This window comes from Serratia sp. HMSC15F11 (assembly GCF_001808215.1).
GTDB classification, from domain to species: domain Bacteria; phylum Pseudomonadota; class Gammaproteobacteria; order Enterobacterales; family Enterobacteriaceae; genus Serratia; species Serratia nevei.
In genome coordinates, this window is record NZ_KV792390.1 from 140,532 (window position 1) to 152,111 (window position 11,580).

Genomic DNA, 11,580 nt, shown 5'->3' on the forward strand with positions numbered 1-11,580 from the left:
TACAGGGTAGTGACGTAACCACCATTGCCCGCCGTTTCACCGGAAACACTCGGCGTCACCTGTGGAATAACCTTCCGATATGGAGGCTCTGGTTAAATGGAGCCATCAGCGAATCGTGTTGGCGATGTTGATGTGGGAGCTCAAATATTGCTCTCGCTATAGTCTGGCAGGGACGTGCAAATTGAATGATGTAGAGCCAGAGTTCCGCCTTCAGCATGTGCTTGATTTGGTCGGTAAGCTGGATCATCAAACTGCTACCGTGGCACTTCACACTGCTTGCGGAATAACCCCCCTCGTCAATATGGTTCCCGGCATCCGCTTAACATAAGAGCACCAGTCATACTTTAACGAGCTAAGTCCCCTTTCTATAAAGTTAAATTCTTCGCATCCCGGTTATAAGTCGTAGCAGTCTTCTAGTTCTTAAACGTATTTTTGATAATTAAGGTTAATTGGTATTATAGGGAAGTAGATCTCAGCATATAACAACTATCCCACCAGAGGATAGCGCATTGCTGATAGTAATGAACTGGATCTGCCAGGTAGGTAACATCCCCGGTTACATTACAAAAAAACAGTTCCTGCTGTTCCTTTGAACTCACCCAAAGGAATAACACAATGAAAAGACATTACCCACACTTTAAAAAAATCACTCCCGATGATTTCCTCCTGAATATGATCAATCACCATCTTAATCAGATTCTGATGCGTCACTCTAAAATACTGGCGTTTAGAATGGATTTTGATTATCAGCGAGGTACCAACCGATTCATTCGTAATTCTTCATTTGAGATACAGGATGACCTCCGGGATTTAACCCTGGCTGTAATGCAAATGCCTCAACTCTGTGGTTGTTTCTGGGTGCTGGAATGGACATCAGAAGGGGCAGTTCATGCTCATGCGATTTTTTATCTTAATGGTCAGGAACATCAAAAGTCATTCCCGTTCATTTTACGGGCAGAAGAACTGTGGCTAGAGATTACCCATGGTGAAGGCAAATCTCAGCGATGCAAACCAAATGCATATCATCGGGACAACATTAACAACGTTGTGGAATATCACAATAACGATGCCATAAACAGCCTGAGACGTATAGCCAGCTATCTGGCAAAAGAAGACCAGAAATACGGATTACCAATCTGGGGATACAACGAAATTCCTTCGCCAGCCAGGCAGGGCAGACCGAGGAAGTTTAGTTAGTTTTTTACAGCAGCACCGGTTGCTATGCCGGAGCGGGCAGCAACGTTTAATCACCCGACTCCGGTACCCATTCAGCTACCGGAGAATCAAATCATGACCAGTAAACCTTCCCTGTCTGAAGACCAGTTCGTCGATATGGCTTTTATCACCCGCCTGCTGGGGGTCAGTGATAAATGGATTTACCGACTCATCAAGGATGGCCTCTTTCCAAAACCCATCAAACTGGGTCGAAGTTCACGCTGGTTGCAAAGCGAAGTCGAAGCCTGGCTGCAGGCCCGTATTGATGCATCCCGTCCTCAGCGCTAAACCCCTTCCCGTTCGTTAACCCAAAACCAGTGCGTCATCTCGTATCCGCCTCTTGCGGAGTTTTACGGCTGCATGTCAGTTACTCATTTAAGGAATATCAGAAATGAACAATTCACCCTTACTCAACCATTACCAGGCCTGGCTGGATGATTTTACCCGCGTCAGTCTGTTCCACGGTTTATGCCAGCAGCACATCTCGCAGTGGCACAGGCTGGCGATAACCGCCTGCCCGATGCCAGGCAGTAGCGTAACAGAAGTCGTCATTCCACAGTGTCTGCTGCCGGTCACCCGCACCGGCCGACTGGGATCATGTACTTCCGCCCCCGGTCTGACTAAACACACCGATTATGCCCTTCTGCCCGGTGTGCTGCTTAGCGAATGTTATCGACTGGGGAAAAGTCGGCTGGCAAACCAGTTACAGATGTTATTCCGGCTTAATGTACAGCCCGGTATGCGCCAGGCGCTGACCCTGCTGTGCTGGTGTGAGCTGGCAACAGGTAAGGATATGGAGGAATGGTATGCGCTGCATCTGCCACAGCCTGACACGCTGACGCAATGGTTGGCAGTAAAACAGCGGGCATACCGGGGACTGAAGACGCTGACTGACGGTTACATTCGTGCCACCCAGCCGATGTGAGGGACGGATAATGCTGATACCAAAATGCTATATCGCACAGCGTAAAACCGGTGAGATTTTCGCTGTCAGCCAACTGAATTCAGGCGATGACGAGTGGTTCTGCCATCACTGCCAGTGCCCGTTGATTTTCCATCCACCCACCATAACGTCACCGCCCTGGTTCGAACACGACATACTTCAGGGACAACCAGAAGCACTGCTGCAATGCCCCTATCTGGCCCCCGTCAATGGAAAGCCTTCAGCAGTGGCTAAGCTACAGCGCCTTCTGGCACAACTCCCACCGGTCATCACGACCACACAATGGCAATGTACCATGTGCGGCCTGTCGTATGGTGGTGAGAAACGCTGCCCTCAATGCAGAAAAGGGATATACAGTCGGGAGATACGAATTTAGTGATACGTACCAGGCAATCATGGGATTGATTGGTACACCAGAAAGCTATTATATGGGGGCATATAACTTCGGAGTAAAAATCAATCACTTTCCATCATCCGGCCCCTGGTGCTGGTGGATTCGTAATTCATAATCCATGACGGGTTGGTAATATTAATTAACCAACTGATATATAAACAATATCATCTCAATGCCACACCCGTATACGGCTACTCATACACGATAGCCTTAATGGCTGGTCTTACCCCCCTTTAAATCCTTAATCCCTTTAACTGCCTATTACGGGTAAGGCTTTGCCCTGCCCGTAATTCATTACCCAAGGAAATTATATGTTTGACAATATCTGTCTCGATAGACGACACGCACCATTCAACACCACTTACCTGCAACGTATTCTACGCGTTATCGATAACGCGACTGCAGAACACGCACGCACAATGGCGGTACGGGTAGACCTGCGTCTTCCTGACAATATGCTCATTAACCGACAGGGCCTGATATCTCGCTTCATTGAATCCCTCGATGCGAAGATTGCTGCACGCTACAGAAGTAAGTTGAAACAGGGCACACGAACATATCCATGCCACCTTCGCGATGCCTGGGTTCGGGAGGTGGGTGAGATTAATCAGAAATCGCATTACCACATGGTGTTGTTCGTGAATAACGATACGTTCAATGGACTGGGAAGTTACAAAGAAGGCGGGACGGGCCTGGCGTCTCTGATACGAGAGGCCTGGTTGAGTGCTTTGCAGCTTAGTCACCGCCCAGAGCACTGGACGCTAGCCCGCTTTCCCGATAACCCACTTTATTACCTGGATATTAACTCCCACGGTTACAGCGAGGTATATGATCAACTGACGTTTCGCTTGAGTTACTTCGCTAAAGAGAGAACCAAATCCTACAGCCGTCAAGAGCGTTCTTTTGGCTGTAGTCAGTGTTAATACCTCTTGAGGCATCTATGGAAGAGGGGAATTGCTTCGTAGGCAATTCCAGAAATTAATGAATGCCATTCATAATCCCTATCCTCCCCCCTGTGCTTACAAGTCCGCTTTGAGCTGTGAGTTCAACAGGTGGATGCAACACATTGGTTAAAACGCTCTGCGGGTGATTCATAGTCTAGCGTTTTTCTTGGCCTCTCGTTGAGCTGCCTGGCAACACTGTTTAGTCTTTGCTGGCTGTGAACTGATAAGTCAGTTCCTTTTGGAAAATACTGTCTGAGTAATCTGTTTGTATTTTCATTTGAGCCGCGTTGCCAGGGAGATTGAGGATCGCAGAAGTAAACCTGAATATCTGTGGCTACGGTCGTGGGGGCAGTCCAATGGGAAAAAAACGCTCCCGGACGGGAGCATAAGCCAGTGACTTCGGCGTCAAATGAGGGTCTAACAAGTGGAGCTGCGGGTTAATTCTGGGTGATCTGGCTGCGATGCTTTTCAGCCTGCTGCTGATGAATAACGGAAGACTGACCATTATTCGCCTTCTCATGCATAACAGCGGCTTTCTCATGCTCGTTCATTTCGGAAAATGATTTTGCTGTTTCGTTAGAAGCTGCTGGCTTGGATTTCATCATTTTTTTATGCATTTCAGCCATGTCCTGATGGGCAGCAGAATTGCCGTTTTGCATCATTTCATGGGACATTGCGGCCTGATCGTGACCGCTCATATCCATCATTTTCATGCTCTCCCCCTGAACTGCACTTTTTTCAGCGGATGATTGCATCTGATGGGCAGGCGCCTGGGCATTATTTACCTGGTCATGCATGTTCATTGTCTCTGCAGCCCAGGCAGATGAAGCGACAGCCATCATGGCAATAAAGGATACAAGGATCTTTTTCATGGTTGGGTCTCCGGTGTTTTCATACCCGAACAATCAATGCTTATAACAGAGAAAGCATTTGATCTCAGGGCTGGTTGATCATCACGCCAGGAACCGGGCGATTGAATTATCACGCTGTCCTGATTTATGGCTGATTATAAAAAACCGACTCTGTTTATCGCGTGACTGAACGATGACATTTTTGTCACCTTCCGGGTTTCTCCTGAATAACGGTATTAATCCATTAACAGACGCACACTGAACACAATTTCCCGCCCCTGCTGTTCTGCTGACAGCTCGCCGCCGTGAGCATGAATGATCGACCTTGTAATTGATAATCCCAGCCCCGCGCCTTCCGTGTTGTAGAACCTTGATGAGTCTGCGCGATAGAACCGGTCAAACAAACGTTCCAGATTAGCGGGAACCTGGCCGGACATCGTATTCGTAATCATCACGTTCACACAGTCACTGTCACGCTCAAGGTGTATCGCTGTACAGGTGTTATCGGGAGAATACTTGATTGCATTGGAAAGCAGGTTACTGAAAGCACGTCGGAGCATATCGCTGTCTCCGGTAACAACGCCCTCTCCTTCAACCGTGATTGTCTTTCCTGTTTCGTCTGCCAGGGGCTCGAACAACTCACGTAATTCATTCAGTTCGGCTGCCAGATCCACATCATGTTTATCCAGCCGCAGCAGACCATGCTCTGAACGTGCCAGAAAAAGCATGTCACTGGTCATTCGTGACAACCTTTTCAGTTCTTCCAGGTTAGCGAATAAAATTTCGCGGTAATGCGAAACATCCCTTTCCTTAGCCAGTGCAAACTGCGTCTGCATCATCAGATTACTGACTGGTGTGCGCAGCTCATGCGCGATGTCAGACGAGAAATCTGACAGTTTCCGGAATGCCCCCTCCAGGCGATCAAACATATTATTGAACTCCTGCATGGTCTCAGAGATTTCCGGCGGAGCCAGATCGGGATTTAGACGCTGATCCAGGCTGTGTACAGTCATGGAGGAAGCCAGACTGGTCATTTCCCGTAACGGTTTCAGACCAATACGTGTGGTCAGCCAGCCCAGAAAAACAGAAATAAAGACCAGACCGATATTGAACCAGAACAGCCAGGTACTGAGTTTGTCCATAAACAGGGTGTGATACCCAGTATCCGTGGCAACCGTAATGATGACATGTTTGCTTTTACCCTGTTCCGGCGTCACGGCAACCCGCCGCGAGATACTGCGGTACACGGTGTTATTTTCTTCCGTCTGGATCATATAGTCGAGAATATCACCCGACTTATTAAGCAGGACCGCTGGAACAACAGAATTTTTGGCATAGAGTTCAACAATTTTTTCATTTTCCATGTTTTTTATAGAAATGAATAAACCATTGTGCCCTACCATCGCATCGTTTATTTTTTCTGATAATGACTTAATATCCGTTTTGTTCCGGAACGTCTCTGTTTTAAGAAACTCTTCGGTGAGCTGAAGTTTACCTGTCAGAAAATCGCGGTCCTGATTATCGAAATAGCCATTAAGGGTGCTAATCAGGATAAAACTTGATAACCACCATACCGTAAGCATCACCGCAGAAAAAATCAGGCTCAGGCGTGTGGTCAGGGAAATTTTGAACCTCACTCTTCTCTGATCTCCAGGACATATCCGGCACCGCGAACGGTATGGATCAGTTTTGGCTCAAAGTCATCATCAATTTTACTTCTCAGACGTCTCACGGCGACATCAATCACATTCGTATCACTGTCAAAATTCATGTTCCAGACCAGGGACGAGATAAGACTCCTGGGTAACACTTCTCCGGTGCGTTGCAGCAGCAACTCAAGCAGAACGTATTCTTTACCGGTGAGATGGATCTTCTTCCCCGAACGGATCACGGTCCGGCGCACCATATCAACGGTCATATCGGCGATGGTGCAGACTGTTGCGGCCTGCGAGCGTGCCCGGCGCAGTAGGGTTCTTACACGTGCAACCAGCTCCGTAAAATCAAAGGGCTTAATCAGGTAGTCATCTGCGCCAAGCTCCAGTCCTTTCACTTTGTCCCGCACGTTGTCCTTTGCGGTTAAAAACAGGACCGGTTCTTCGTGCCCGGACTCCCTCAGTGCGCTGATGATTTGCCACCCGTCGAGGAAAGGCAGCATCACGTCCAGTATTATCAAATCATACTGTCCCTTCGACGCGGCCCCGAGACCATCGCGGCCATTATTAAAGAGATCGGCCTGATAGCCTTCCTCAACCAGTCCCTGCTGCAGGTAACGACCTGTTTTTTGTTCGTCTTCAACGATTAAAATACGCTGCATGGTCAACTCGCTGATATGAAAGTAAAAATCTCACGCATGAGCTTTGGCTGTCCCCTAGCTGACCTGAGACGGAGCAAGCATTCCGAGCCACGCTACGGCGCCCAGAATGATAATCGCAACAACGAATTCTGTCAGGATGCTGTTTCGCATCAGGGCAACGCTGCGACCATAATTCCCTTCCCTGACCATAACTTCAAGCCGGGGACCCAGGTGAAACCGGTTTGCTGCAGCCAGAAGAAGCATCAGAACAAACAGAGCCGTCTTGGCAAGCAATATCCTCCCCCAGGAACTGTTGAATAAGGGAGTTAAGTTACCCTCAGCAATATACAGATAGTTGACCAGCGCACTCAGGATCAGGGCTACAACAATCACCGTTCCTGCCGTGGCAAATTTTGCCAGGGAGTCAGATATCACAATGACGCTCTGTGCATTATGCTCGTTTCTGCGCATCAGCAGGATAGCAAATGCAACCAGAGCACCTGTCCAGGCACCTGCAGCGCCGAGATGGGTCAGATCGCTCAGTAAATGGAGATAGTAATGCAGACCGTCATGCATAACGGCGTGTCCTCCCCAGGCAAGTGTAGCCAGCGCCACGCCCCCACTCATCGTCATCAGCAGGCAGGACAATACTCTCTTATTAGTGTAAAGGAACAAAGCACCGAGTGTGGTAAACAGGGCACAGAGCCTGACAATCCAGCTAATACCCACATCAGTTTCTTCTATCACCATCTCGATAACATGGATGGATAATTCTCTGAGGTCAGTTACTCCACTCATGGCATTAGATACCAGGAGCATATTAATGCCAGTAAGAATGATGCCTGTAACAACAGCAAAGGTTATAAACGACCTGAAATTAGTCAGGTTATAGGTTTCATGTCTGACACCGCTTATTCCATATATCTGAAAAAATGGCAATCCAAATATTACCATCAAATCCAGATAAAGAAGAAAACGAATAACAATCATAATCAGGTCGTTCATAATATTACTTCACTGTAAAGGTGTAATTACCGGTAATAGGGTGCGTATCTGAAGAAACCGCGCGCCAGTCAACACGATAAGTGCCAGCGGGTAAAGGCTCTCGCGGAATAATGACCATCGATTTAGGGTCAGCGCCTGGCGCCACTTTTGCCGCGACCGGCATCGGAGAATGTGATGACATGCCTTTCATACCCGTCATCGTTAATTTTGCACCTGAGAATTTCACGGTCAGATTTTCCGAGAAATTAAGCTGAATCTTTTCCGGGGCCGCTACGGCTGAATCAGCCTGTGGCACAGAGCTTTTTAATTCCGGATGGGCCATAGCAGAGAAAGCAACGCCCATAACGAGGCCACCTGTAAGAATGGCTTTATTTAAAATCGACATTTTATTTACCTGTTTAGTTGAGTGTTTTATATCAGTGCGTTAAAACCAGATTCTGGCTCCCGCCAGGAATACTACCTGATGGTCTTTCTCACCTTCTCTTTTCGCCATATCGGATGTTTTTCCGTAAAGTTGATTCCAGGAAACGCCTATATAGGGTGCAAACTCACGGCGTATTTCATAGCGCAGCCGGAGCCCCAGCTCTGTGTCAGTCAGTCCCCTGCCGCGACCCCGCGATTCATCATCCTGACTGTAGAAATTCACCTCATAGGATGGCTGGAGTATGAGCCGGTTAGTCAGTAAAACGTCGTATTCTCCTCCCAGACGAAGGGCTGCTTTTCCGCCATTACTGACAAAACCCGTAATTTCAGACTCAAAATTATAGAGTGCCAGCCCCTGAAAACCGACAGCAGCCCAGGTCCGGGCAGAAGCAGGTCTGAAATCCTGCCTGACACCCGCAACCAAATCCCACCATGGGCCAACCGCATGTCCCCAGAGTAACTGCGCTTCAGCCGCCTCCGTTTCCCCATTGCTTCGTTCACCTTCACTCTTTAGCCAAATCCGATCTGTGTCGCCTCCAATCCAGCTGTTAACACTCCAGCTGAAATTGTTGGTGTTATCCGACCGTTGCCATTCCAGTTGATCCAGCAGAACCAGATAATTAATCGCACTGTCGTGAATCGCATGCCCCTGTAAATTGCCGAATGCAGCCTTCCGGTCGGCATCGGTAACAGGCGGAATTGGCGTTCTGCTCTCAGTTACAATGGGCTCCATTGACGTCATCTCAGTGAAATTCTCATCTGCTGGCATCTGCATGGCAGACATGTCGTGCCCGGCGTGGGGATCTGCAGAGACGGAGCCCGCCGCAATAGAAAGCTGTGAGGTAAACAAACCGGCGACCAGAACAGGTATGGCCTTCAAATTTCTCTTCATTCGCATCATTCCTCCACCCGGACTTCACGAAACATTCCCATTTCCATGTGATAGAGCAAATGGCAGTGATACGCCCAGCGGCCAAGCGCATCTGCTGTCACTCTGTAACTGCGTTTTGTACCAGGGGGAACATCTATTGTGTGTTTACGAACCATGAAATTACCGTTTTCATCTTCCAGATCGCTCCACATACCATGCAGGTGAATGGGGTGAGTCATCATGGTATCGTTGATCAGCGTGATCCTGAGCCGCTCACCGTATTTCAGCAGCACCGGTGCGGCATCTGAAAACTTGATTCCGTTAAATGACCAGGCAAACTTTTCCATGTGGCCGGTTAAATGCAGTTCTATGGTACGGCCAGGTTCACGTCCGTCAGGATCCTCAAAGCGGCTTTTCAAATCCGCGTACGTGAGAACCTTTCTTCCGTTATTTCGAAGACCAATACCCGGATCATTTAATTTCGGAGAGACGCTCATCGCCTGCATATCAACCAGTGGGTTATCCGTTTCTGACGCAGGATGACTTTGCATACCCGGCATTCCGGCCATCCGGGAATGATCCATACCGGCCATGCTGCTGTGATCCATGGGCGCGGAGGATGTCCCGCTATCCGGAAGGTCAGCACCGTCCATAGACATCATCTCTCCGCTGTTATCCATGCCTCCCATCTGGCTGTGGTCCATTCCTGCCATATCATGTCCCATTCCCCCCATACCCATATCTTCCATGGTCAACAGAGGACGGGGATCGAGGGGGGGAACGGCAGCACTTAACCCCTCTCTCGTGGCCAGTGTCCCTCGAGCGTAACCGGTCCTGTCCATGGATTGTGCGAAGATGGTATAGGCCTCACCCTGAGGCTCCACAATGACATCATAGGTTTCGGCAACGGCAATCCTGAATTCGTCAACGGTAACCGGGTTTACATACTGGCCATCTGCAGCCACGACCGTCATTTTCAGCCCGGGGATACGGATATCGAAATAGGTCATTGCCGATCCGTTGATAAACCGTAAGCGTATCTTTTCACCGGGACGGAACAGTCCGGTCCAGTTTTTCAGCGGGGCCTGCCCGTTCATGAGATAGGTGTAGGTGTAGCCACTGACATCCGCGAGGTCAGTCGGATTCATTTTCATTTCAGCCCACATTTTCCGATCGGCAATGGTGGCTGACAGCCCCCTGGTATTCACGTCGCGGAAAAAAGAGCCAACGGTTGGTTTATTGAAATTGTAGTAATCCGACTGTTTTTTTAATTTTTTCAGCAGGCTGTGAGGATTTTCATCGGTCCAGTCAGACAACATGACCACATGCTCACGATCGTAAGCAAACGGTTCTGGCTCCCTGGCATCGATGATAATGGCACCGTATACCCCCTCCTGTTCCTGCAGACCGGAATGGCTGTGGTACCAGTAAGTCCCGTTCTGCTTAACCTTAAAGGTGTAAACGTAGGTATCATCAGGCTCTATGCCCATAAAACTCAGCCCCGGAACACCATCCATATTGGCCGGAAGAATAATGCCGTGCCAGTGAATGGACGTCTGTTCATTAAGACGGTTTTTGACCTTCAGGGTAATGGTGTCACCTTCTTTCCAGCGAAGAACGGGCCCCGGCAGGCCTCCATTGATTGTTTTGGCCTGACGCTCACTGCCCGTGATATTGACGGCCGTTTCACCAATGGTCAGGTCAAACTGAGTACCCTGCAGGGATGCGGCAACTGGCAGGCTCAGACTGGAACGCGCATTGAAACTCCATACGCCAAGACTTCCGGCTACGCCAGAGAGGGTTAACCCCTTCAGGAAAGTTCGTCGAGACGTTTTCAACAGCATGCGCATTCCCTTATTTAAAGTATGGTTACTGACAGAATTCGAGAACCGATTTAAATTAAATTACTGGTTCATCCACTTACAATGAAATGAATCTAGCACACCTTAAGAAACAAATTCATTACAATCGTGTAATGTACATAGCTGTATTACATTTACGTCATCTTCCCCACAGGTTGATTATTTTTATATATGATCATAAGGACATCTTTTATGTACCTCAGAAGGTAATTACACATGAATATATTAATCACGACCACTGCGTTTACAGCTTTATTTTGTGGGGCAGCTTTTGCTCAGTCCAGTGATATTGCCCATGAAGCACATCGATTTGTTAATAATGCCTCAGCCGTCAGTCATGTGAATTACTCGACGCATGAAAACTTACCGGACAGGGTTAATAAAAACAACACGCCCTCATTCTCTGAAATGAATGAACATGAAAGGGCCATTGTTGCTCATTCATTTATGAACAACAGCGCGTCCTATGCGCATCAGAAAATGATTGAGGAACATAAAAAAATGCTGTCCGGCAGTGATGCAAATTCAAAGACCTCGTCTTCTTCTTTTAACGAACTGAATGCCGGAGAAAAAGCCGCTCTCGTGCATGAGCAGGTCAATAATGCCGGTGCGGAAGCACATCAGACGCAGGCAAGAAAGCTTCGCGGCCTGTATTCCTCCAGGTAACTGCAGGCGGGTTAGTGCTTAGCGTCAGGTGCGCAGCAGGGCTTTACTGACGGGTTACGTAGCAGGACATGAGCCCCATATTGGGGTCCGCTTGGAAAACGGAATCTATGGTC

General features: G+C 48.5%; 13 protein-coding genes and 1 pseudogene. 6 read left to right on the forward strand and 8 right to left on the reverse strand.

Annotated features, from left to right (window positions below):
• Positions 1 to 615 precede the first annotated feature (615 nt).
• From HMPREF3138_RS01480 to HMPREF3138_RS01495, 5 genes are all read left to right on the forward strand, one after another.
• Positions 616 to 1,197 carry an inovirus-type Gp2 protein gene (locus HMPREF3138_RS01480; protein ID WP_048998197.1) on the forward strand — a complete coding sequence of 194 codons (582 nt, stop codon included), beginning with the start codon at positions 616 to 618 and terminating at the stop codon, positions 1,195 to 1,197.
• 93 nt (positions 1,198 to 1,290) lie between these two features.
• Positions 1,291 to 1,503, forward strand: coding sequence for a helix-turn-helix transcriptional regulator (locus HMPREF3138_RS01485; protein WP_048998198.1), 213 nt, complete (start codon positions 1,291 to 1,293; stop codon positions 1,501 to 1,503).
• Between the two features lie 103 nt (positions 1,504 to 1,606).
• On the forward strand, positions 1,607 to 2,140 hold the full coding sequence (locus HMPREF3138_RS01490) for a hypothetical protein (RefSeq protein WP_048998199.1): 534 nt from the start codon (positions 1,607 to 1,609) through the stop codon (positions 2,138 to 2,140).
• 10 nt (positions 2,141 to 2,150) lie between these two features.
• On the forward strand, positions 2,151 to 2,534 hold the full coding sequence (locus HMPREF3138_RS24965; RefSeq protein ID WP_071687429.1) for a putative zinc ribbon protein: 384 nt from the start codon (positions 2,151 to 2,153) through the stop codon (positions 2,532 to 2,534).
• Between the two features lie 329 nt (positions 2,535 to 2,863).
• Entirely contained in the window at positions 2,864 to 3,475 is a 612-nt protein-coding gene (locus HMPREF3138_RS01495; protein WP_048998200.1) for an inovirus Gp2 family protein, read from the forward strand.
• 122 nt (positions 3,476 to 3,597) lie between these two features.
• Here the strand turns inward: HMPREF3138_RS01495 and HMPREF3138_RS24970 are convergent.
• From HMPREF3138_RS24970 to pcoA, 8 genes and pseudogenes are all read right to left on the reverse strand, one after another.
• A pseudogene (locus tag HMPREF3138_RS24970) lies at positions 3,598 to 3,849 on the reverse strand (IS30 family transposase); the annotation flags it as partial.
• An 84-nt stretch (positions 3,850 to 3,933) separates the two neighbouring features.
• Positions 3,934 to 4,368: a copper resistance system metallochaperone PcoE gene (pcoE, locus tag HMPREF3138_RS01500; protein ID WP_038633679.1), complete on the reverse strand. Its 435-nt coding sequence runs from the start codon at positions 4,366 to 4,368 to the stop codon at positions 3,934 to 3,936.
• A gap of 215 nt (positions 4,369 to 4,583) precedes the next feature.
• Positions 4,584 to 5,984 (reverse strand): copper resistance membrane spanning protein PcoS, encoded by a 1,401-nt coding sequence (gene pcoS, locus HMPREF3138_RS01505; protein ID WP_009654301.1) that lies wholly within the window; start codon positions 5,982 to 5,984, stop codon positions 4,584 to 4,586.
• A complete protein-coding gene (pcoR, locus tag HMPREF3138_RS01510; protein WP_001188930.1) occupies positions 5,981 to 6,661 on the reverse strand; it encodes a copper response regulator transcription factor PcoR in 681 nt (226 codons plus the stop codon). The genes pcoS and pcoR overlap by 4 nt, the downstream gene beginning before the upstream one ends.
• 54 nt (positions 6,662 to 6,715) lie before the next feature.
• Positions 6,716 to 7,594 (reverse strand): copper resistance inner membrane protein PcoD, encoded by an 879-nt coding sequence (pcoD, locus tag HMPREF3138_RS01515; RefSeq protein WP_306414215.1) that lies wholly within the window; start codon positions 7,592 to 7,594, stop codon positions 6,716 to 6,718.
• 55 nt (positions 7,595 to 7,649) lie between these two features.
• A complete protein-coding gene (gene pcoC / locus HMPREF3138_RS24975) occupies positions 7,650 to 8,030 on the reverse strand; it encodes a copper resistance system metallochaperone PcoC (protein WP_000025662.1) in 381 nt (126 codons plus the stop codon).
• 39 nt (positions 8,031 to 8,069) lie between these two features.
• Positions 8,070 to 8,960: a copper resistance outer membrane transporter PcoB gene (pcoB, locus tag HMPREF3138_RS01520; RefSeq protein ID WP_001378118.1), complete on the reverse strand. Its 891-nt coding sequence runs from the start codon at positions 8,958 to 8,960 to the stop codon at positions 8,070 to 8,072.
• A 5-nt stretch (positions 8,961 to 8,965) separates the two neighbouring features.
• Positions 8,966 to 10,783, reverse strand: coding sequence for a multicopper oxidase PcoA (gene pcoA, locus HMPREF3138_RS01525; protein WP_000925242.1), 1,818 nt, complete (start codon positions 10,781 to 10,783; stop codon positions 8,966 to 8,968).
• A 234-nt stretch (positions 10,784 to 11,017) separates the two neighbouring features.
• Between pcoA and HMPREF3138_RS01530 the strand changes: the two genes are divergently transcribed.
• A complete protein-coding gene (locus HMPREF3138_RS01530; RefSeq protein ID WP_070558757.1) occupies positions 11,018 to 11,467 on the forward strand; it encodes a copper resistance protein in 450 nt (149 codons plus the stop codon).
• Positions 11,468 to 11,580 lie beyond the last annotated feature (113 nt).

Bases quoted from the DNA above. Each gene is read 5' to 3' on its own strand.
- HMPREF3138_RS01480 (WP_048998197.1), top strand. From the start codon at position 616: ATGAAAAGACATTACCCACACTTTAAAAAAATCACTCCCGATGATTTC.
- HMPREF3138_RS01485 (WP_048998198.1), top strand. From the start codon at position 1,291: ATGACCAGTAAACCTTCCCTGTCTGAAGACCAGTTCGTCGATATGGCT.
- HMPREF3138_RS01490 (WP_048998199.1), top strand. From the start codon at position 1,607: ATGAACAATTCACCCTTACTCAACCATTACCAGGCCTGGCTGGATGAT.
- HMPREF3138_RS24965 (WP_071687429.1), top strand. From the start codon at position 2,151: ATGCTGATACCAAAATGCTATATCGCACAGCGTAAAACCGGTGAGATT.
- HMPREF3138_RS01495 (WP_048998200.1), top strand. From the start codon at position 2,864: ATGTTTGACAATATCTGTCTCGATAGACGACACGCACCATTCAACACC.
- pcoE (WP_038633679.1), bottom strand. From the start codon at position 4,368: ATGAAAAAGATCCTTGTATCCTTTATTGCCATGATGGCTGTCGCTTCA.
- pcoR (WP_001188930.1), bottom strand. From the start codon at position 6,661: ATGCAGCGTATTTTAATCGTTGAAGACGAACAAAAAACAGGTCGTTAC.
- pcoD (WP_306414215.1), bottom strand. From the start codon at position 7,594: ATGGTAATATTTGGATTGCCATTTTTTCAGATATATGGAATAAGCGGT.
- pcoC (WP_000025662.1), bottom strand. From the start codon at position 8,030: ATGTCGATTTTAAATAAAGCCATTCTTACAGGTGGCCTCGTTATGGGC.
- pcoB (WP_001378118.1), bottom strand. From the start codon at position 8,960: ATGAAGAGAAATTTGAAGGCCATACCTGTTCTGGTCGCCGGTTTGTTT.
- pcoA (WP_000925242.1), bottom strand. From the start codon at position 10,783: ATGCTGTTGAAAACGTCTCGACGAACTTTCCTGAAGGGGTTAACCCTC.
- HMPREF3138_RS01530 (WP_070558757.1), top strand. From the start codon at position 11,018: ATGAATATATTAATCACGACCACTGCGTTTACAGCTTTATTTTGTGGG.